This is a genomic window from Niastella sp. sgz303648 (assembly GCF_059587045.1).
The window spans coordinates 393652-414185 of record NZ_JCAPSW010000002.1 but is presented as its reverse complement, the minus strand read 5'-3'; the positions used below and the strand labels follow the sequence as shown (position 1 = coordinate 414185).

The following is a 20534-nucleotide window of genomic DNA, read 5'->3' as shown; positions in this document are numbered from 1 at the left end:
TGCTTTTATACAATCTGAATGGTCAATACGCTAAACGCCGAACGCTTAAAGCTTAACGCTAAATACGCGTGGTTTAAGCGTTTTGCGTTCTGCGTTTTGCGTTCTGCCTTATTGCCTTTTAAAGATACTGCTTCAAAATGGCTGCCCACACTTTATAGCCTCCTGCGTTCAAATGCAGGCCATCCATGGTATACTGTTTATCCAATTTATTAGCGGCATCCAGAAAATGCGGGTGCAGATCAATGAGCGTAATATGTTCTTCTGCCGCAATTTTCTTTAATTCAGTGTTCACAAATAAAATGTGTTCATCTTTGTTATAATGCTTTTTAAATTGGGTGAACTCATTATTTACCGGTAACAAAGTTTGAAAATAGATCTTAGTACGGGGCGATTCTGTTTTAATGCGGTGTATGATACGGCGGTAGTTGTTTACAATAAGGGTATCGGGAATGTTATGCTCTATATCGTTTATACCGATCAGCACAAATATTTTGGCAGGCTGACCTTCGGTTATTTCATCCAGGCGTTCAAGCACACCGTAGGTTATATCGCCCGATATGCCACGGTTGCGTGCATGTGCATTGCTCAACAACTCGGCCCAGTCGGTACCTGCGGTAATGCTGTTGCCAACAAAAATAATATCCTTTTTAGAATTGGGATAACTTCTGAACTGCGCGACTTTTAAGGTGTAATTTCCGGGCCGCACGGCACTGTCGACTGTTGCCTGTTGGGCCATCATAGCAAATGGGAGCATCAATAAAAAAGGTACAAGCCAAATGCAGTTTTTTTTCATATGTGCAATTTTTTAGACCTCACCCCAACCCCTCTCCTTGAGGAGAGGGGTCAGGGGTGAGGGTTACGCATTATATTCCGAAACATATTTCTTTCCAAAACGATCGATGGCTATCACTTTTACCTGCTTTGCCGAAGCCGGAATAACGGCGCCGAACAAATGATCTGTTTTTTTAGGTTCTGCAAAACCGCGTGGTTTTGGTAATTCGGGTCCCTGATACAAAGCAACCGCCAGCGGATCCAGGCCATCCGCCTGTTTCAGTCCATCGTATTGCTGCCCGTCTATCCAGCATGCTACCGTCCAGGCAGGATCATAATTCCATACATTCACATCCATCTTTTTATTTTGTGCATCCTGGTCCTGCACATAAATGCTTAACTGGTGATCGGCTTCCTTTCCTGTGCTTTGATAATACCAGCTCAGATCGGTTCCTTTTACCGTATACACTCCGTAACCCGAGGGAGTGCCATCGCCGCAAATGGGGCCCGTCCACCAGGCGCCGCAAACCGTTCCATGATTATGCTCAAAAATATTATCCTTAATTACATTGCGATGATAATGCGTATGGCCCGACATAATATGAACATTTCGATCTTTGAGCAGCGCATACAGGTCGTTATTGTTCTTTACTTCATTATGCACAGGAATATGCAGGCACACAATAACCAGGTTGTCTTTCGGCACAAACGACAGGTCTTTCTGCAACCAGCTCAACTGCTCTTCTGAAATATAACCATCATACTCTTTTTCCTTACCAAGATAACGAACATCATCGAGTACTACATAATGTACTTTACCGCGATTAAACGAATACCAGGTGGGACCATAATGTAGCTGAAAGGTATCATCCGAAGCATCATCACCGCCTTTATTATAATCCATATCGTGATTACCGATACACTGAAAAAACGGTATGCCCATTTTTTCAACGGCGCTGTTGTAATGTGGAAACAATTCATGATTGTCCCATACAATATCACCTACAGTAATACCATGCAGTAAGGCGCCGCCGGCGGCCTGAACAAATTTTTGTACATCGGGCACCGATTCGGCCATCATCCGGTTCACATCTTTCTCGTTCTTTACCTGTGGATCGGCCCATATAATAAAGCGGTGCTCTGTATCGTCGGTTGTTAATGGTTCCAGTTCAAAGTTAACTTTACGGGGATTGATATCATTGACCATCCGGTAATGCTTTGCCAAACCCTTTTCATGCGGAAACGCATAACCGGCAGGGGTAGAAATAAATACAGCTATTGCATTTGGATGCAATTCCATTTCATATTTTCCCGATTCATCGGTTGCAGTTACGGTATATCCATCGCTTACCACCACACCTTTCAATCCTTTTCCTTTTGCTTTTACGGCGCCTTTTATTTTTTTATCGCTGCCGGTAAAGGCTTTAGCAGGTGCCAAAGGAGCTACAACCCATCCTGCCGTTAACCAGCCCAGGGAGGCTATAAATTTTCTTCTTTTCATATTTACAGATTGCGATTGCTTTAAAAATGTTTTGAAGATACTTATATCTTCTTTAAAAGTCTTTCACACAATGCACAATCCGGCAACGCAAACGTTTGTGTAATTTTTAAACCATTTATACCTGTACGTAAGACGTGCCCCTAAGACAGCATTCCATGCACAAATTGATGCACCTTACCTGCTTTTATTAAATAATTATTAATAGTTGAAAGCTCACCCGGTTAAACCAGAATATATCGCTTAGCAACCTGCGTGTACTCACTTACCTGTTTATCGATCCAGGTTTTATCTTTTCCCATCACACGCGCCATGATCTCTGCCACCGGATAAGCGATGCGAATGCTTTCGCGCGCGTCGAGCAACAGGGCCCTGGTGCGGCGCGATAACACATCTTCTACTGTACGGGCCATTTCTTCTTTTACTGCCCATACTACCTGCGCTTCGTGTATCTGCAGGCTTTTGCTGATCCATTCGCCCGAATGACCGTTCATGAGCGCCTTTACATTACCGGTATCGCTTCCGTAAAAATAAAATGGATCATTCAGGTTAACGTTGGCAGCCGAGCCGTGTATAGGCAAATGTTTTGTAGCAGTTTTTATATGCTGCCATTGCAATTCCTTTTCAACACGGTCAACCATATCTTCACCCATTTTTCTAAAGGTGGTCCATTTACCTCCTAAAATGGTAAACAGTTGAGAAGGCGCCACGATAATTTTATGACTGCGGGAAATTTCTTTGGTTTTTTGTGCGCCTTTTTGCGGGGCCGCCAGCGGACGCAGTCCGGCATAAACACTCAGTACATCTGACCGTTTCGGTTGTTGTACCAGGTAACGTGCTGCATTTTCAAGTATAAAAGTAATTTCATTTTCAAGTGCGGCAGGCTCAAGAGATGCTTCGGCAACCGGCGTATCGGTTGTTCCTACAACAACTTTACCATGCCAGGGAACGGCGAACAACACACGTCCGTCGCTGGTGGCCGGTATCATTAACGCATCATCACCCGGATAAAATTTTTTATCCAGCACCAGGTGCACACCCTGGCTGGCGGTAATGCTTTTAGCACGTGCCGGGTTATCCATGTGCAGCACATCATCTACAAATACGCCGGTTGCATTTACCACGGCCTTTGCTTTGCACATAAACACCTGGCCGGTTTCGGTATCCTGCACCCGCACACCCGAAATTTGGCTGTCGTTGTTTTTCAGCAAGCCGGTTACTTTCATATAATTCAAGGCAACCCCGCCACGTTCGATAATCGTTTGCACCAGGTTAATAGCCAGCCGCGAATCATCGAACTGGCCATCATGGTACAAAACCCCTCCCACCAGTCCTTCGGTTTTTACATTCCCCAGCTTTCGAATTGCTTCGTTTCGGGATATAAAGACCGATGAACCCAGGCTGAGCGAGCCGGCTATCCAGTCGTATAATTTTAATCCGATAGTATATTTAAGTCTGTCCCACCAGGAGTAAATTGGAATGATAAAAGTCAGGTTCTTTACCAGATGCGGCGCATTGCGCCACAACAATCCCCTTTCAATACTTGCTTCTCTAACTAATTGAATATCACCTTGTGCCAGATATCGAACCCCGCCATGCACCAGTTTGGTGCTTCGGCTCGACGTGCCTTTGGCAAAATCGGCCTGCTCAACAAGCAAGGCAGAATAACCCCTGCTCACGGCTTCAAGGGCTACGCCTAAACCGGTAGATCCGCCTCCTATAACAATTAAATCCCATTCTTTTTGTTCTGCCAGCCTGTTTATCAGCGTTTTACGATCGGATACGCTTTCAGTTTCCATTTTTTTCTATTACTTTCGTATTATTTCATTTATTTTTCAAAAGCAATAATAACGAAACAATTTGAAAGCGTGAATTAAAAATATTTCGAAACCTTAAGCGATGGTTCGACTGTTTTATGGCTTGATGGTTTGTTGATTCATTTCAAACCTGTTACTAATAATGAACCAGTCTGAATTTCAGAGACTGCAGCCATCTAACAATCATACCATCGAACAATCCAAAAATTATTTATCATTGTTATACAATTATGATCTCACAAACCGAACGCCATCAATTCATTTTAAATAAGCTTACCAAAGAAAGCTTCGTTAACGTACTGGAACTGTGTAAGGAACTGGATGTATCCTCAGTTACCATTCGCAAAGACCTGAAGTTGCTGGAAGATAAAAAGTTGTTGTTCCGCACACACGGTGGCGCCACTATCAATAACCCTTATACAATCGACCGGCCTGTTAATGAAAAGGAGAAACTGCAGGCAGGCGAAAAAATGAAAATAGGCGCCATGGCGGCACAAATGATCGCCGACAACGATTCAATAATAATAGCATCGGGCACCACTGTACTGGCGCTGGCCCGCAACATTCCGCCGAAAACAAACCTCACAGTGATCACCGCCTCGCTACAGGTGGCGCAGGAACTCATTAAACATCCTGATATTGAAATTTTGCAGCTGGGAGGCATATTGCGCAAAAGCTCTTCATCAGTAACCGGTCCGTATGCGCAAAAGATATTAACCGATTTTTTCTGCAGTAAATTATTCCTCGGTGTCGATGGCATCGATCTTGAGTTCGGACTTACTACTACCAGCGTAATGGAAGCGCACCTGAACCGGCAAATGATCGATGTTTCACAAAAAGTGATCGTACTATCCGACAGTACCAAATTTGGCAAACGCGGCTTTGGCCGTATATGCGGACTGGAAGAAATAGACCAGATCATTACCGACAGCGGTATATCGGATCATTTTGTAACCCAGTTAGAGAGCAGGGGCATTGAGGTAACGATAGTTTAGAAATGGCGTTGAAACGGCTATACCGGAGTTATAGGGAACTTATAGAGGACTTATAGGGAACTTATAGGGATGTTACTCCCATGCTACTCTCATGTTACTCCCAGGCTACTCCCTGCCTACTGCTTAGCTACTCCCTACCAACTCCATATCCTTCCCATAAGCCACTCACCCCTATTGAACCTTCATATGATCTTTCAGCAATCGCAATGCAGCCACCATATGATTTTCTACCGTATTTTTCGACAATTGTAATCTGTCGGCAATTTCCTGATACGAATTGCCTTCTTCGCGACTCATGGTAAAGATGCGTTTCTTTTGAGGCGGCAAACGATTAAGAGATGTTTTATAAAGACTTTCCAGTTCTTTATGCAGCAGGCGGCTATCGGTGATGAACGACGATGGAGGTTCCATGTTGGTATGATCCAGTGAAACGGTTGGCACGGTTTGTTTTCGCAGGTAATCGATCAAACGGTTTTTGACCGATTTATACAGGTAGGCCGACAGGGAAAGATTGGTATTGAGCATATGCTTCTTTTGCCAAATGGCCAGCATCACATCCATAACAATTTCTTCCGAAACACGTTTATCGGGTATAAATTTCAGCGTATAGTGATATAGCTTATAAAAATAACGATCGAATAAGGCACGGTAAGCCCTTTCATTTCCGGTGAGCCAAAGTTGCACCAGTTGACTGTCTACTGTTGAATTCAGTTTCATAACTATGGGTTTGCAAATCGTTTTATTACCGGTAGCTGTTACTAATGTTGATTGGGTATATTGAGCAGAATAAAATTATCCTTATTATTGTCATAGCTAAATACCTGATTTGATATTTCAGTTGTAGTTTTTGATATAAATAAGTCACCGCAACAAATGACGAACTACTACAAATACCTGCCGGTAAGTGAAGAAGATGAAAAGTGGGGATTGAGCGTATTGAATACAGGCTGCACCCGCATTGCGCCTGATAGCGCCTATCCGTATTCAACACATCCTTCGCATCACTATTTCAATTTCGAAAAAGGACGCGTGCTGCACGAATACCAGGTGATTTATATTACCAATGGTACCGGTACATTTGAATCAAAAACCGGCGGTAAGCAAACAGTAACAGAAGGGTCGGTTATATTGTTATTTCCCGGCGAAAGGCACCGGTATAAGCCCAATAAAAAAACCGGCTGGGATGAATTTTGGGTAGGCTTTAACGGGCCTGTTGCCCACAACCTGTTTGCCAGAAAATTTTTTACTGCTGCCAATCCGGTATTGTCTGTTGGTTACCACGAACCATTGCTCAATCTGTTTCTTGAAATCATTGATAAAACAAAAGAAGAAAAAGCAGGCTATCATCCATTGATAGCCGGAGCGGTTTTGCATTTGCTTGGTTATATTCATGCTGAAGCACAGCAGGATAAATTTGAAGGCAAGGATATTGATGCTATTGTAAATAAAGCGAGGTTATTATTCCGTTCGCATATCGATCAGAATATTTCGCCGGTTGATGTAGCGAATGAACTACAGATCAGTTACTCGCGTTTCAGAAAAATATTTAAAGAATATACGGGGCTGGCGCCTGGGCAATTTCAGATTCAATTAAAGATACATAAAGCAAAAGAGCTGTTGCTCGATCCATCCAAATCGATAAAGGAAATTGCATACGATCTCAACTTCGAATCCAATTTCTATTTCTCAAAACTGTTCAAAGAAAAAACCGGCATCACACCAAAACAGTACAGGAACAAAAACAATAGGCAATAGACAATAAAAATCAATAAGCAATTGACAATCGGTAAAAAGCAATATGTACCCGATTGCAGATGCCCTTGCCTATTGCCAATTGCCCATTGCCAATTATTCTTCCTGCCTGCCTGGCACCTGAATTGCGTAAAACAAAATAGCATAATGATGTAGCGCCTTCATTGTGAAACTGGTACACCACAAAAAACGAAGGGGTAATATATGTTTGTAATACTAACAATAAAACCACCTGATGCATTTTTTCCCCATGCATCTCAACACCAGAACATCCTTTTAACAACTGGTGAATTGAAATTAAAGATCAAACAGTAAACGGAAAATATTGACTATGTTGAAAATTGCACAAATAGCCCCATTATATGAATCAGTACCTCCTAAATTATATGGAGGTACAGAACGGGTAGTAGCCTACCTGACCGATGAATTGGTTAATCTTGGACATGAGGTTACGTTGTTTGCATCGGGCGATTCTGTTACCAAAGCACAACTTGTATCAGTGACTTCTGAAGCATTTCGATTAAACAGCTGTACCGACCAAATGGCAGGACATATTTTACAAATGCAGGAAGTAATGGACAGGGCCCATGAATTTGATATACTGCATTTTCATACCGATTACCTGCATTTTCCGGTTACCCGCCTCAGTCATAAAAAAACAGTAACCACACTACATGGGCGGCTCGATATTCCTGAACTGAAACCTTTATACAAAAAGTTCAGCGACATGCCGGTAATTTCTATTTCAAATGCACAGCGAAGGCCATTGCCAATGGCCAATTGGGTTGATACCGTTTATCACGGATTACCAATTGATTTGTATGAGCCCGGAAATGGTGAAGGCGATTATGTGGTATTTGTTGGAAGGTTTTCGCCCGAAAAACGCGCCGACCGCGCCATTGAAATTGCACGCCGCGCCAATATGAAAATAAAGATCGCTGCAAAAATTGATAAGGCCGACCAGCGTTATTTCGAAAAACAAATACGTCATCTGTTAAGCCAGCCGCATGTTGAATACCTGCACGAAATCGGCGAAGATCAGAAAGGTAGCCTGATCGGAAATGCAAAAGCTTTGTTGTTCCCCATCGACTGGCCCGAACCGTTTGGTATGGTACTGATAGAAGCCATGGCCTGTGGCACACCCATCATTGCATTTAATCGTGGTTCAGTGCCCGAAGTAATTGAGCATGGTAAAACCGGTTTTATTGTAGATAGTATTGATAAAGCCGTTGAGGCTCTCAACAATATTCATTACATCAGCCGCTCAGCATGCCGCGCCACTTTCGAAAAAAGATTCAGCGCTACGGTTATGGCCGAAAATTATATCCGTCAATACGAAAAAACATTACGTAAACCGGTAGAAGGATCTTTCTATTTAAAACCAGCATATCGGAAGTAAAACCGAAGTCGGAAGTCGGAAGTCAGAAACTACCCTTGTTTTCAAAAACCTCCCGCTTTTAGGATCTTCGGAATTTATCATCATTCCCTTATATTAAAACCAGAGCAGTATGAAAAAGCATGACACCCTGGTTAAGCTGCAGGATGACAAATATTACATTCTCGCTTCCTCTTCGTATGCCGATGATCGTGTGCTTACATTAAACTACGGCGATACCTTTGGCATATTCGACCGGTGGGGCGATATCAAACAGTTTGGCACCTGCGTACAGGGCATTTATCACCAGGGAACCCGGTTTATCAGCGATATGGAGCTGGAATTAAATCATTACCGCCCCATGCTGCTGAGCTCCAATATTAAAAATGAAAACGAAATGATGTCGGTCGATTTAACCAATCCCGATATCAATGAAGGGCAGCACCTGGTTATTCCCAAAGGCACATTGCATATATCACGAAGTAAATTTTTACAGGATGGCGCCTGCCACGAACTGATCATGCTGTTTAATTACGGTTCAGATACCTATGAAACCGAATTGCAGCTTACTTTCGGTGGCGACTTCAGGGATATTTTTGAAGTGCGTGGCATGGAGCGAAAACAAAGAGGCGAAGTACAGTTTCCGCTGGTAAACGGCAACAACCATGTTATGCTGGCCTATAAGGGATTAGATGGTATTGAACGGCAAACCAATATGTATTTTGATCCCGCTCCGTATGTAATTGAAGATAACAGGGTCATTTATAAAATAAAAATTGCACCGAAAGAAGCGTATGGCATTAACTGCACTGGCGTTTTTCAGGTGTATACCCAGCCGGTTTCGTTTGAACCCTATTCCATTGCCTTCAATAAGATCAAAACAGGCATGGAAAAAAGCAGGGAATTGGTTGCGGAAATTTTTACCGATAATGAACAGTTCAATAACTGGATCAACCGCTCAAAAAACGATCTGTTGTCGCTGCTGGTTCAAACGCCGTTTGGCAGTTATCCCTATGCAGGCGTTCCCTGGTATAATACCGTGTTTGGCAGAGATGGCACTTTTACAGCGCTGGAAACCCTGTGGGTGGCTCCTGACATTGCCAAAGGCGTTTTAATGTACCAGGCCAGGAGGCAAGCCACTGAATTAAAACCTTTACAGGATGCCGAACCTGGAAAAATATTGCATGAGATCAGGTCGGGCGAAATGGCCGAAACAGGCGAAATTCCATTTAAGTTATACTACGGAAGCATCGATACCACGCCATTGTTCATCGTACTGGCCGGTCATTATTTAAAACGCACCGATGACATGGTCACCATCCATAACATCTGGAATAATATCTTAATGGCCCTGGAATGGATCAAAACCTATGGCGATATGGATGGCGACGGTTTTGTTGAATACCAGCGCAAAGCCGAAAGCGGTTTGGCCAACCAGGGATGGAAAGATTCGCACGACTCCATTTCGCACCAGAATGGCGAACTGGCCGGTTTTCCTATTGCCCTGTGCGAAGTGCAGGGTTATGTATATGATGCAAAAAAACAGGCAGCTTATATTGCCTCACGTCTCGGTTATCCTGAACTGGCAGAACAATTAAAAAAAGAAGCCCGCGAACTGAAAGACCGCTTTAATGAATTTTTCTGGGATGATAACCTGGGAACCTATATACTGGCGCTCGATGGAGACAAACAGCCCTGTCGCGTTGTTTCGTCGAATGTGGGGCACCTGCTGTTTTCGGGCATTGCCACACCCGAAAGAGCCGAACAAACAGCTAAAATGCTTATGGCCGACGACATGTTTACGGGATGGGGCATACGAACATTATCTTCAAAAGCGGCCAGATACAATCCTATGTCGTACCATAATGGTTCGGTATGGCCGCACGATACGGCAATAATAGCTTACGGGTTTGCCCGCTATGGATTGATGGAGCAGTCGCTACGCCTGATGCAGGGATTGTTCGATGCCTCTTTATTCATCGATTTACAGCGCATGCCCGAATTGTTCTGTGGCTTTCCTTTCCGCCGGGGCGAATCGCCCACGGCCTACCCTGTTGCATGTTCGCCCCAGGCATGGTCTGTTGCCGCTGTATTTATATTACTGCAGGCCTGTTTGCGCATCACATTCGATGGGTACAATAAAAAGCTCACCCTGTATAAACCCATGCTGCCCGATTATATTAAGGAGATAAAGATATCAAAACTGCGTTTTGGCGACGAACAGTTTGAACTTGAAATTGTAAAGTACGAACACGATCTGGGTATTCATCTTATAAAAAAACCTGCAGGCTGGGAAGTGGTGACAATCAAATAATTTCGGGATTTCGCGATTTTGTGATTTATTGATTTCAATTGCAGTAACTGTTTTAAAAATCTCAAAATCGCGAAATCCAAAAATCAGAAATCTCAACACACCTGCACAACCTCCATACCCAGCAAAGCCCCTAACTTTTTTATTTTCGAAGCAATATGCCCAACCCCTACAGCACAGTGGTGGGCAGGGCCGTAACTGTTCCAGTCGTTTACAAAACGGCGGGCGCCGATGGAGAATTTATAACGGCTGTTGGTATTGCCAATTTCAAGAATAGGGCCTGGCACCGAAGCTGCTTCGGCAGTAAGCAATAACAGTTTGCCATCGGCCTGCTGCACAACCGAAAGTAAGGTAACCGGTCCGTTTTTTACCGACATTTCAACCGATAAGCCACGGCCAACTTTTCCATGATATACATACAACGGGCGCACTTTGGTTTTGCCTTCTGCAATAGCAATATGGCCGGGACCATCATGCCCCATCAGTACCACATCTTCATTATAATCCATGGCATAGTATTCGGTAAACGATCCGCCGGCGCCAAAGCTGTCCATGATCTTCATCGCCTGCGCATTTTTTATTTCATATTCACCGGCTACCGGAATGCCACGGGCAGTTAATAAAGAATTACCAGGAATAATAGAGCTTATGGCATCTTCATTATCTACATTGCCGGTTCCCTTGTAATAATAAGCCATGGACCCCAACTGGTATTTAGCGGTTAAACGGTCAAGCGCAACTGAAGTACAGGCAGCGCGCTGCAGTTCTTCAACCGAACAATCGAACTGTACATCAAAAGTTGAGTAGAATAATTTCACCCGTTCCATTATATCCTTTTCAGTAACATCGCGGCGCAGCGCAGCCAGCTCATCTACTTCAATCAGTTCTATATGTCCGCCAAAATACCGGTATTGCTGAGTGAGATCTGAATAAATATCCAGCATGCCGCTGTAATAGTGTCCCATACAACCGAGCCGGTTAAACGCCATGGTATGCGCTACCCGGGCGGCTTCAATCCATTCCAGAATTTCTTTCCAGCATGCAGAATCATTATACAGCATACCGGTTACCTGGTAAAACCGAACACCGGTGCGCAAAAACACATTGGCAATTTCAGGAACAGGGCAGGCCGAACAATAAGCCAGCCATTCGCCCGTCATGGCTGTACGGTTGTTCATTTTATTGAACGATGCATAGTCAATAGCTGCTTCGGGCGATAAATTCAACACAATCACCGGCACTTTGGCCTGCTGCACAACCGGTAGTACCGTTGATGATAATGCGTAAGTGGTTACATATAAAAAGATGATATCTACGCCTTCTGTTCTGAACCGGTGTCCTGCTTCAAATGCTTTATCGGGGGTATCTACCAAACCTGCATTGATGATATTGGGGTGTAATGCAGCCATTCTGTTGTGCACTTCGTGCAGGTAGCCTTCCAGTCGTTCTTTTAACCCTTCAAATTGCGGCCAGTATGTATCTAATCCAATACCAAACAGTCCTATTTTCAACGATCGCTTATTGGTCATTCACCTGTATTAATTTGAAAAATATCATTCATTTACTCATTACCAATACGCAAAAAACAACAGGTACCACCAGTCAAAAAAACGATGGTTTGATTGTTTTGATAGTTTGATTGTTGGGGTTGCCGATAATTTAGGCATTCTCACAAAACTTAGCAACCAGGAATTTGAACGGCCATAACCATTAAACAATCAAACCATCAAACAATCTCCAAAAGCAAAAACCCCGCTGCGAAGCGGGGTCTTATTATTCTAACGAAATATTCTTTATTTCTCTACCGAAACTTTATACTTTGTTACGGTATGATATTTTTGACCCGGTTGTAAAATAGTGCTCGGGAATTTTGGTTTGTTGGGCGAATCGGGAAAATGCTGTGTTTCGAGGCACAACGCTGTACGTAAATTCACCGGTTTGCCGCCGCTTACAAAAGCTCCGTTTAAAAAGTTGCCGCTGTAAAACTGAAGACCGGGCTCTGTGGTAAATACTTCCAGCTTACGACCGCTGAGCGTGTCGGTCAATACAGCTACCAGTTGCATCGAGCTGTCTTTCCGGTTCAATACAAAATTATGGTCATAGCCGCCTTGCACCGAATCGATGCGGGCGCCAATGGCTTCGGGTTTTGTAAAGTCGAACGGAGTGCCTTTTACCGCTTTAATTTCACCGGTTGGTATCAAAGTGGTATCTACCGGTGTATAATGATCGGCATCGATCATTAAGCGATGGTTCAAAATGGTATTTTCTGTGCTGCCTGTAAGGTTAAAGTAACTGTGGTTGGTTAAATTAACAGGGGTGGCTTTATCTGTTTCGGCAGTGTATTCAATGTTCAGTTCGTTGGCATCTGTTAAGGTATACACTACAGTCACTTTCAGGTTGCCGGGAAAACCTTCTTCACCATCTTTACTCAGGTAATTTAAGGTTAGCGAAGGCGTAGTGCCGTCGGTAGTGGCTGCATCCCATACTACTTTATCAAAACCTTTGTTACCGCCATGCAAATTATTTTTTCCGTTGTTGGCTGCTAAGGTATAGGTCTTTCCATCCAGCGTAAATTTTGCATCGCCGATACGGTTGCCATAACGGCCGATGATGGCACCGAAATAAGGTGGCTTTTTCAGGTATTCCTGCAAACTATCCATGCCTACCACCACACTCGATTTATTACCGTGTTTATCGGGAGTAACCCATGAAGTAACAATACCTCCATAGTTAGTGATAGTAACCGTTACACCGTTATTATTGGTAAGCGAATACAGATTTACTTTTTTACCGTCCGCTTCGCCCCAGTCTTTTGTTGTTACACCTGGTTTAGTCATAGCTTCTTTATTTTCAGTTGAAGGTTGTTTGTTTTCACCGCCGCATGATGCAATGCCGGTTAGCAGCATCAGTGTTGCAGCATGGCAAATCAATCTATTCATATGGTATTTCTTTTTTTGTTTAAGAATTAGCTGTTCCAAAAATTTGTCAAATATCTGATATTTTGTTCATCACCTTACTTTAACTCTAAAACTACTACCGAAAAAGGCGGCAATTTTACGTTAAGCGTTTTGCCTTTAAGGGCAGCTCCTTTAAATGGCGCAGGTTTTATTTTATCAGGCGTTTCGAATGAGTTATGGTCCTGCAGTTTGGCAGATGTTAAAATACGCCCGCCAACGGTTTTATAATTGCCTCCTTCTAAATCGATGTTAATATCCTGCGCATTTTTTGCATCAATATTTACCAGCGAAATATGTAGCAAACCGGTTGAATCTTTTGAAGCCGATGCCGAAACAGCCGGCAGCTTTTGATTATCCAGTACATAGTCGTTGCTTTTTAAAGATACAGGTACCATTTTGGCATCCTGGTGCACATTATACATTTCCATTACGTGATAGGTAGGCGTGAGGATCATTTTTTCTTCATTGGTTAAAATAACAGCCTGCAGCACATTAATGGCCTGCGCCAGGTTAGCCATACGAACACGGTCGCAATGATTATGAAAGATGTTTAAGGTAACACCGGCAATCATGGCATCGCGCATGGTATTTTGCTGAAACAAAAATCCGGGGTTGGTGCCGGGTTCAACATCGTACCAGCCGCCCCATTCATCAACTACAAGGGCTACCCGCTTTGCCGGATCGTATTTATCCATAATGGCCGAATGCTTTATCACCAGTGAATCCATGAACAGCGCCTGCTTCATAATAGCAAAATATTGCTGCTCGGTAAAGTCAACGGCAGGGCCTTTCTTATTCCAGTCGATCACCGAATAATGGTGCAGGGCCAAACCACCTACCATGTTTTGCGGAATATTTTTCATCAGCACCTCCGTCCAGTTATAATCCGATGAGCTGGCGCCCGAGGCAATACGAAAAACTTTGGTTTCGTTCGACCCGCCGGTCATAAAGGTGGCATACTGACGGTAAACATTTGCATAATGTTCGGGTGTCATATTGCCGCCACATCCCCATGCTTCGTTGCCTACTCCCCAAAACTGTACATGCCAGGGCTTTTGACGGCCGTTTTGCTGGCGAAGGTCGCTCATTGGACTTTTGCCGTTAAAGTTTACATATTGAACCCAGTCGGTTAAATCCTGCACGGTGCCGCTGCCCACATTGCCTGCCAGATAGGGCTCGGTACCCAGCAATTCGCACATATTTAAAAATTCGTGTGTGCCAAAGCTATTGTCTTCGGTAACCCCGCCCCACCAGGCATTCACCATCGTGGGCCGTTTGTTTTTGGGACCGATGCCATCTTTCCAGTGATACGTATCGGCAAAACATCCTCCCGGCCAGCGCAAATTGGGGATCTTTAGTTTTTTCAGGGCATCTATAACATCATTGCGTACCCCGTTTGTATTGGCAATTTTGGTATTGCCTTCGCCTACATAAAAACCACCGTAAATGCAATGGCCCAAATGCTCGGCAAAATGACCATAAATGTGCCGGCTTATTGTAGTTCTGGCCGAATCTACATTAAGCACCAGGTTGTTTTGAGCAACAGCGCCATAAACAATCAGGCTTTTGCAAACCGCAAGCAAAGCAAAACGTTTCATGAAAAAGCTTTAAAATGAATAATTAATAAATGTAATGAATCAGGTGTGTATTGAAAGGAAGAAATATGCGGCATGGTAATCGTTATTTTTTAGCAAAAGTATCAGGTTCGCACAGCAAAGCCCTGTTCCGGGCAATAAAATAAGCTTAATTGAAACTGTGAAACTAAGACAAAACCATATATCTGTCAATTTTACACTTAATTATTTTTTAGCTGAGCGATTAAAGGAGTAACCCTTCGACTTCGCTCAGGAGAAAAAAGAGAATACCCGGTGCCGGCCTACCGATAAATAGCTAAAAGCATTTTTATCACTCACCTTTATTCCAAACCAATTGAACGCTGAACCTAAAAGGCTTAACGCTAAACGCCGGATACTTTGGGTATTATTAGGTAAGGGTTTTGCATTAAGCGTTGCGCATTCTGGGTTAAGCATTGCGCGTTCTGCGTTAAGCGTTTTACGTACATTTGGTATATGCAACACGAATCGATCGCCCATATAAAAATAAAAAAGATAAAAGCCGGTGCGCTCACCGAGGCCGACGATGACCTTGCGGTAGAGGAACCGCTTGAAATACAACTGGCGTGGGACGAAGGAACGGGTTATGTGCAAAAAAACATTTCTGTTACCATGCGAACACCCGGCCACGACAATGAACTGGCCGCCGGGTTTTTGTTTACCGAAGGAATTATAGAACATATTGGTCAAATAAAACATATTCAGGCGCAGGGCAACAGTGTATTGGTAACCCTTACCGAAGGCGCTGTTCCGCACCTGCAACAGGCCGAACGGAATTTTTACACCACCTCCAGCTGCGGGGTTTGCGGCAAAACAGACATAAATGCCATCAGAACCATTTCGGCCTATACCAAACAATCGGATGATATCAGTTTACCCGCCACTGTATTTTACAGTCTGCACAATGCCATTGAAAAAAAGCAGGTCCTTTTCGAAACAACCGGCGGACTGCATGCCTCGGCCCTGTTTGACGGAAAAGGAAATTTTTTGATGTTGCGTGAAGATGTTGGCCGCCATAATGCCCTGGATAAAGTTATAGGATCGGCGTTTATGAACGCACAGCTGCCTTTACACCAGCACATTTTATTATTGAGCGGAAGGGCAGGTTTTGAGCTGGTGCAAAAAGCAACCATGGCCGGCATTCGTATAATAGCAGCTGTGGGCGCGCCATCGAGCCTGGCGGTACAACTGGCAACTGAATTTGATATGACCTTAATAGGCTTTTTACGCAACGAACGGTTTAATGTATATAGCGGAGCGCGAAGAATACAAGTTGGCAGTTAGCAGTTTGGCAACCCTGCGACCAGCCTGCCAGCAGGCAGGCTTTGCCCGGGATCAATCACAGCAGGCAATAAGCAATACGCAGCCTATGCAAACAAGGGCTTGTTATGGGCCGCCTATGGTAGTACTACGTGAGTACTACGGGAATACTATGGAGCGTGTATGGAGTAACTATGGAGTTAATGTGGAGTAAGTATGGAGTATGTATGGAGTAATTACTGAAGAGTCAGTATGTGTATTATATTTTAAATGTTATTAATAGCCAGAGAGATCGCCATCGGACCAATAAACAAACCAGTGTATGAATGAGAAAAGCAAAAATATTCCGGGGGCTGAAAATCCCGAGCGGTTTACGGGATTGCATCTGGGACCTGTTAAACAGGCTGCAGCCGGATTGCCGGGTGTAATTACTGCATTTAAACAGGTGGTTGGCGAAGCAGGGTTAACGCGTGGCCTGAAAGCCCTGCAACACATGAACAAAAAAGGTGGGTTCGATTGCCCCAGTTGCGCCTGGCCCGATCCCGATGATGAGCGTTCGAGCCTGGGTGAATATTGCGAAAACGGCGCCAAAGCAATTGCCGAAGAAGCTACCCTGAAAAAATTAACTCCTGAATTTTTTGCTCAACATTCGGTACAGGAACTGGCCTCCTTAACCGATTATGAAATTGGCCGTAAAGGCCGCATTGCGCAGCCTATGTACCTGCCGGCAGGCGGCACCCACTACCTGCCTGTTTCCTGGGACGAAGCATTTGGCAAAATCGCCGGCGCGCTCAACAAACTGGCATCACCCGATGAAGCCATCTTTTATACATCAGGACGCACCAGTAACGAAGCCGCCTTTTTGTACCAGCTCTTTGTTCGCGAATATGGCACCAATAACCTGCCCGATTGCAGCAATATGTGCCATGAAAGCAGTGGCGTGGCATTGGGCGAATCGCTGGGCATTGGCAAAGGCTCGGTAAAGCTCGAAGATTTTTATGAAGCAGAAGTGATCATTATACTGGGGCAAAATCCAGGCACCAACCATCCGCGCATGTTAACCGCGTTGCAAAAGGCCAAAGCAAACGGTGCAAAAATCATTTCGGTAAATCCATTACCCGAATCAGGTTTGATGGGTTTTATGAACCCGCAGCAAATAAAAGGTATGCTGGGCATCGATACCCATCTTACCGATATTTTTCTACCGGTAAAGATCAATGGCGATCTGGCTTTGCTGAAAGCTATTGAATATATTTTATGGCACGAAGAACAACGCAATCCCGGTAAGGTTTTCGACCGCACCTTTATTGAAAACAATACAGCCGGCTTTATAGCTTTTATTGAACACCTGCAACAACAACAACCCGAACAACTGGTGCAGGCCTGCGGAGTCGACTGGCCGCAACTGACAGCAGCGGCCAACCTGTTAAAAGATAAAACAAAGATCATTGCCTGCTGGGCCATGGGGCTTACCCAGCACAAAAATGCGGTAGATACCATAAAAGAAATCGTAAACCTGTTATTGCTTAAAGGCAGTATCGGTAAACGGGGCGCCGGCACCTGCCCGGTCAGAGGGCATAGCAATGTGCAGGGCGACCGTACCATGGGCATTTTTGAAAAACCGGCACAAAAATTCCTCGATGCCCTCGCCACAAATTTTCATTTCCGTCCGCCGCAACACCATGGGTACGATGTGGTGGAATCTATAAAAGCCATGCACGACGAAAAGGCTTCGGTATTTATTGCCATGGGCGGAAACTTTTTATCGGCCACGCCCGATACACTGTATACAGCAGAAGCCCTGCGCAAATGTTCGTTAACCGTGCATGTATCTACAAAGCTTAACCGAAGTCATCTGGTACATGGCAACGAAGCATTGATACTGCCCTGCCTGGGTCGCAGTGATAAAGATGTGCTGAATGGCGAAGTACAATTTGTTTCGTGCGAAAATTCAATGGGCGTAATTCAACAATCAAAAGGCGTTTTGCAACCGGTATCTTCCCATTTGCTCAGCGAACCGGTTATTGTATGCCAGATGGCGAAAGCCGTACTGGGCGCCCGCAGCACCATACACTGGGACAAATACCTGCAGCACTACGATAATATCAGAGATGATATAGAACGCACCATTCCCGGATTTTCAGCATACAATAAGCGGGTGCGTATTCCCGGCGGTTTTTATTTACCCAACTGTAACCGCGAAGGATCATTCAATACCGAAACTAAGAAAGCGCATTTCAATATTGCACCGGTTACCACCATAATACTGGCCGATGATGAATTGCTGATGATGACCATTCGTAGTCACGATCAGTTCAATACAACTATCTACGGATTAAACGATCGTTACCGCGGCATTTATAAAGAACGGCGTGTTATATTAATGAACCAGGCAGATATGAATCAGTACAACCTGCAACAGGGCGATGTGGTAGATATTTACAATTATCACGGAGGCAAAGAGCGCATAGCCCATAAGTTTATAGTAGTTCCCTACCCCATCCCCCGCCAATGCACCGCTACTTATTTTCCCGAAACCAATGTGCTGGTACCTGTAACCAGCGTAGCCGACAAAAGCAATACGCCTACTTCGAAAGCAGTAGTTGTTAAGCTGAAGCAAGTAAGTAATAAGTAGTAAGTAATAAGTGATAAGTAAAAGGCAGTGGCTTCGGGTCAGTCAACTTATCAACTTGTTAAACTGATTAACTGATCAACCCGTCAACTTTTTAACTACTTACAACTTATTACTTACAACTTACTACTTTTTTTCATGGCTATACTTATATCAAACAATAGTGTATGCAAATAATCACAATTATGCAATCGATGTTTGAACCGGTTTATCTAAATAGTAAGCTAAATTAACGTAATCCGCATCCGGCGGGGGCTGGCATAAATTTTACATCGATAAGGTATCCTAAAACCTTAAATATAAAGTTTATGGAACCTACATATAGAACACAGGGAACACAGGAAAAAAGAGAAGGCAAAACTGCAAAAGCTATCGAAGAAAAAACTGCCCAAATACCCTCTGATATATTTCTGTGGGCATCAGTGGGCGCCATGACGGCAGCCCTGGTATTGCAACTCTCGCGTCAAAAACACATGAGCCTGTTTATTGGCCAGTGGGCTGCTCCGTTTTTACTTTTCGGAATTTACAACAAACTGGTAAAACAGCGCGGGCACGACAAAACTGATAAAATGTAGTTACGACCGGCGTTACGGATAAGAGTATGACAAATGTCATATTGCTCCATGATAATTATTATGCGTGCAAAAGGTATGTAATCATCCTGCCGGTTGAGCGTGGTCATCAGAGCCTGTTATAGCACAGGTTAATTTTGCGTTGTGCAAACGGCACAATCAATTTTAAACTCGTTCTATGCCAACTCAATATTATACCCGCTACTATGCAAAACAATTCAGGATGGAGCATATTGTTTATCCGCCCGCCGAAGAATTAACCTATAAAAAACTGTTGTTACGGGAATTTGGCCCAACTAAAAACGAATCGGCATTGCTGGCTGAATATCTTTCCGAAACCTTACATCATAACGGCATTATTGAACGCATCATCAATAAGCTCGAAACAAAAGACATTCCTCATGCACGCAGGCTATTCAACTACGCCGGTGAATTGAACAGGCTGTTTACCCGGTTTGCGCAGGAAGAGCCTTTCACGGCACATTACTACGAAGGCCTGATCACTACCATTAAAACATTTTGCGAACTCACCAATAAGTTTCAGGAAGATATCAACGAGCACTTATCGGGCAACCTGAAAAAGCTGCAATCGGGCAATCCCGAAACCGATATCAGTTGGGACATTGATAGTGCATATACAGCCGAAATAATAGACGTAGTTGAATTTTACCTGCACAATATAGAAGCTTATTACAATTATTTCACTGTTACATTACAATATGAATCAAATAACAAAAAAGGAATTCAGGTAACTACGCCCGTAGCTACTCATCTCACAAACCTGGTAGCCTTCATCGAAAAAGTTATTATTGATCTTCAGTTTACGCACGATTTGTTAGTTACCTGGGAAGCACAAATGACCTGTATCGAAGAACAGGAATTGTATAATTAAAATCGAACCACTGACCATTCTCATCCCCAATACTGATGACCATACATGAAATTTATCACAGCATAAATTTAATTTACATAAAAATATAT

At 43.8% G+C, this 20534-nt stretch carries 16 protein-coding genes; 9 read left to right on the top strand and 7 right to left on the bottom strand.

Translation table 11 applies throughout. The annotated features are described in order from the left end of the window. Positions 1 to 118: 118 nt before the first annotated feature. The 3 genes from AC59IL_RS06360 to AC59IL_RS06350 form a co-directional block, all read right to left on the bottom strand. The gene (locus tag AC59IL_RS06360; RefSeq protein WP_496551261.1) at positions 119 to 793 is read right to left on the bottom strand and encodes a GDSL-type esterase/lipase family protein; all 675 of its coding nucleotides are present in this window, start codon (positions 791 to 793) and stop codon (positions 119 to 121) included. 63 nt (positions 794 to 856) lie between these two features. Then, positions 857 to 2272 carry a calcineurin-like phosphoesterase C-terminal domain-containing protein gene (locus AC59IL_RS06355; protein WP_496551260.1) on the bottom strand — a complete coding sequence of 472 codons (1416 nt, stop codon included), beginning with the start codon at positions 2270 to 2272 and terminating at the stop codon, positions 857 to 859. A gap of 221 nt (positions 2273 to 2493) precedes the next feature. Further along, positions 2494 to 4068 (bottom strand): glycerol-3-phosphate dehydrogenase/oxidase, encoded by a 1575-nt coding sequence (locus AC59IL_RS06350; RefSeq protein ID WP_496551259.1) that lies wholly within the window; start codon positions 4066 to 4068, stop codon positions 2494 to 2496. A gap of 248 nt (positions 4069 to 4316) precedes the next feature. On the opposite strand from AC59IL_RS06350, the gene AC59IL_RS06345 reads away from it, so the two are divergent. Then, positions 4317 to 5081 (top strand): DeoR/GlpR family DNA-binding transcription regulator, encoded by a 765-nt coding sequence (locus tag AC59IL_RS06345; RefSeq protein WP_496551258.1) that lies wholly within the window; start codon positions 4317 to 4319, stop codon positions 5079 to 5081. 171 nt (positions 5082 to 5252) lie between these two features. On the opposite strand, the gene AC59IL_RS06340 is transcribed toward AC59IL_RS06345, so the two are convergent. Next, positions 5253 to 5798, bottom strand: coding sequence for an RNA polymerase sigma-70 factor (locus AC59IL_RS06340; RefSeq protein WP_496551257.1), 546 nt, complete (start codon positions 5796 to 5798; stop codon positions 5253 to 5255). Positions 5799 to 5954: 156 nt separating this feature from the next. On the opposite strand from AC59IL_RS06340, the gene AC59IL_RS06335 reads away from it, so the two are divergent. The 3 genes from AC59IL_RS06335 to AC59IL_RS06325 all read left to right on the top strand — a co-directional run bounded on the left by AC59IL_RS06335 (position 5955) and on the right by AC59IL_RS06325 (position 10522). Beyond that, a complete protein-coding gene (locus AC59IL_RS06335) occupies positions 5955 to 6836 on the top strand; it encodes an AraC family transcriptional regulator (protein ID WP_496551256.1) in 882 nt (293 codons plus the stop codon). Between the two features lie 328 nt (positions 6837 to 7164). Continuing rightward, positions 7165 to 8232: a glycosyltransferase family 4 protein gene (locus tag AC59IL_RS06330; protein ID WP_496551255.1), complete on the top strand. Its 1068-nt coding sequence runs from the start codon at positions 7165 to 7167 to the stop codon at positions 8230 to 8232. A gap of 109 nt (positions 8233 to 8341) precedes the next feature. Further along, positions 8342 to 10522: an amylo-alpha-1,6-glucosidase gene (locus AC59IL_RS06325; RefSeq protein ID WP_496551254.1), complete on the top strand. Its 2181-nt coding sequence runs from the start codon at positions 8342 to 8344 to the stop codon at positions 10520 to 10522. A 92-nt stretch (positions 10523 to 10614) separates the two neighbouring features. Here the strand turns inward: AC59IL_RS06325 and AC59IL_RS06320 are convergent, their stop codons facing one another. The 3 genes from AC59IL_RS06320 to AC59IL_RS06310 all read right to left on the bottom strand — a co-directional run bounded on the left by AC59IL_RS06320 (position 10615) and on the right by AC59IL_RS06310 (position 15074). Continuing rightward, positions 10615 to 12048: an arabinose isomerase gene (locus AC59IL_RS06320; protein ID WP_496551253.1), complete on the bottom strand. Its 1434-nt coding sequence runs from the start codon at positions 12046 to 12048 to the stop codon at positions 10615 to 10617. A gap of 264 nt (positions 12049 to 12312) precedes the next feature. Then, complete coding sequence (locus AC59IL_RS06315) at positions 12313 to 13458, bottom strand: aldose epimerase family protein (RefSeq protein WP_496551252.1); 1146 nt, start codon at positions 13456 to 13458, stop codon at positions 12313 to 12315. A 74-nt stretch (positions 13459 to 13532) separates the two neighbouring features. Beyond that, positions 13533 to 15074 (bottom strand): alpha-N-arabinofuranosidase, encoded by a 1542-nt coding sequence (locus tag AC59IL_RS06310; protein WP_496551251.1) that lies wholly within the window; start codon positions 15072 to 15074, stop codon positions 13533 to 13535. 471 nt (positions 15075 to 15545) lie between these two features. On the opposite strand from AC59IL_RS06310, the gene fdhD reads away from it, so the two are divergent. The 5 genes from fdhD (at position 15546) to AC59IL_RS06285 (ending at position 20445) form a co-directional block, all read left to right on the top strand. Further along, entirely contained in the window at positions 15546 to 16373 is an 828-nt protein-coding gene (gene fdhD, locus AC59IL_RS06305; protein WP_496551250.1) for a formate dehydrogenase accessory sulfurtransferase FdhD, read from the top strand. Beyond that, complete coding sequence (locus tag AC59IL_RS06300; RefSeq protein ID WP_496551736.1) at positions 16333 to 16563, top strand: hypothetical protein; 231 nt, start codon at positions 16333 to 16335, stop codon at positions 16561 to 16563. The genes fdhD and AC59IL_RS06300 overlap by 41 nt, the downstream gene beginning before the upstream one ends. 108 nt (positions 16564 to 16671) lie before the next feature. Further along, positions 16672 to 18984 carry an FdhF/YdeP family oxidoreductase gene (locus AC59IL_RS06295; protein WP_496551249.1) on the top strand — a complete coding sequence of 771 codons (2313 nt, stop codon included), beginning with the start codon at positions 16672 to 16674 and terminating at the stop codon, positions 18982 to 18984. A gap of 305 nt (positions 18985 to 19289) precedes the next feature. Further along, positions 19290 to 19556, top strand: coding sequence for a hypothetical protein (locus AC59IL_RS06290; protein ID WP_496551248.1), 267 nt, complete (start codon positions 19290 to 19292; stop codon positions 19554 to 19556). Between the two features lie 175 nt (positions 19557 to 19731). Beyond that, positions 19732 to 20445 carry a hypothetical protein gene (locus AC59IL_RS06285; protein ID WP_496551247.1) on the top strand — a complete coding sequence of 238 codons (714 nt, stop codon included), beginning with the start codon at positions 19732 to 19734 and terminating at the stop codon, positions 20443 to 20445. The last annotated feature ends 89 nt before the right edge of the window (positions 20446 to 20534 follow it).

Excerpts from the sequence above, each read along its gene's own strand:
- AC59IL_RS06360 (WP_496551261.1), bottom strand. The coding sequence starts at position 793 with ATGAAAAAAAACTGCATTTGGCTTGTACCTTTTTTATTGATGCTCCCA.
- AC59IL_RS06355 (WP_496551260.1), bottom strand. The coding sequence starts at position 2,272 with ATGAAAAGAAGAAAATTTATAGCCTCCCTGGGCTGGTTAACGGCAGGA.
- AC59IL_RS06350 (WP_496551259.1), bottom strand. The coding sequence starts at position 4,068 with ATGGAAACTGAAAGCGTATCCGATCGTAAAACGCTGATAAACAGGCTG.
- AC59IL_RS06345 (WP_496551258.1), top strand. The coding sequence starts at position 4,317 with ATGATCTCACAAACCGAACGCCATCAATTCATTTTAAATAAGCTTACC.
- AC59IL_RS06340 (WP_496551257.1), bottom strand. The coding sequence starts at position 5,798 with ATGAAACTGAATTCAACAGTAGACAGTCAACTGGTGCAACTTTGGCTC.
- AC59IL_RS06335 (WP_496551256.1), top strand. The coding sequence starts at position 5,955 with ATGACGAACTACTACAAATACCTGCCGGTAAGTGAAGAAGATGAAAAG.
- AC59IL_RS06330 (WP_496551255.1), top strand. The coding sequence starts at position 7,165 with ATGTTGAAAATTGCACAAATAGCCCCATTATATGAATCAGTACCTCCT.
- AC59IL_RS06325 (WP_496551254.1), top strand. The coding sequence starts at position 8,342 with ATGAAAAAGCATGACACCCTGGTTAAGCTGCAGGATGACAAATATTAC.
- AC59IL_RS06320 (WP_496551253.1), bottom strand. The coding sequence starts at position 12,048 with ATGACCAATAAGCGATCGTTGAAAATAGGACTGTTTGGTATTGGATTA.
- AC59IL_RS06315 (WP_496551252.1), bottom strand. The coding sequence starts at position 13,458 with ATGAATAGATTGATTTGCCATGCTGCAACACTGATGCTGCTAACCGGC.
- AC59IL_RS06310 (WP_496551251.1), bottom strand. The coding sequence starts at position 15,074 with ATGAAACGTTTTGCTTTGCTTGCGGTTTGCAAAAGCCTGATTGTTTAT.
- fdhD (WP_496551250.1), top strand. The coding sequence starts at position 15,546 with ATGCAACACGAATCGATCGCCCATATAAAAATAAAAAAGATAAAAGCC.
- AC59IL_RS06300 (WP_496551736.1), top strand. The coding sequence starts at position 16,333 with ATGTATATAGCGGAGCGCGAAGAATACAAGTTGGCAGTTAGCAGTTTG.
- AC59IL_RS06295 (WP_496551249.1), top strand. The coding sequence starts at position 16,672 with ATGAATGAGAAAAGCAAAAATATTCCGGGGGCTGAAAATCCCGAGCGG.
- AC59IL_RS06290 (WP_496551248.1), top strand. The coding sequence starts at position 19,290 with ATGGAACCTACATATAGAACACAGGGAACACAGGAAAAAAGAGAAGGC.
- AC59IL_RS06285 (WP_496551247.1), top strand. The coding sequence starts at position 19,732 with ATGCCAACTCAATATTATACCCGCTACTATGCAAAACAATTCAGGATG.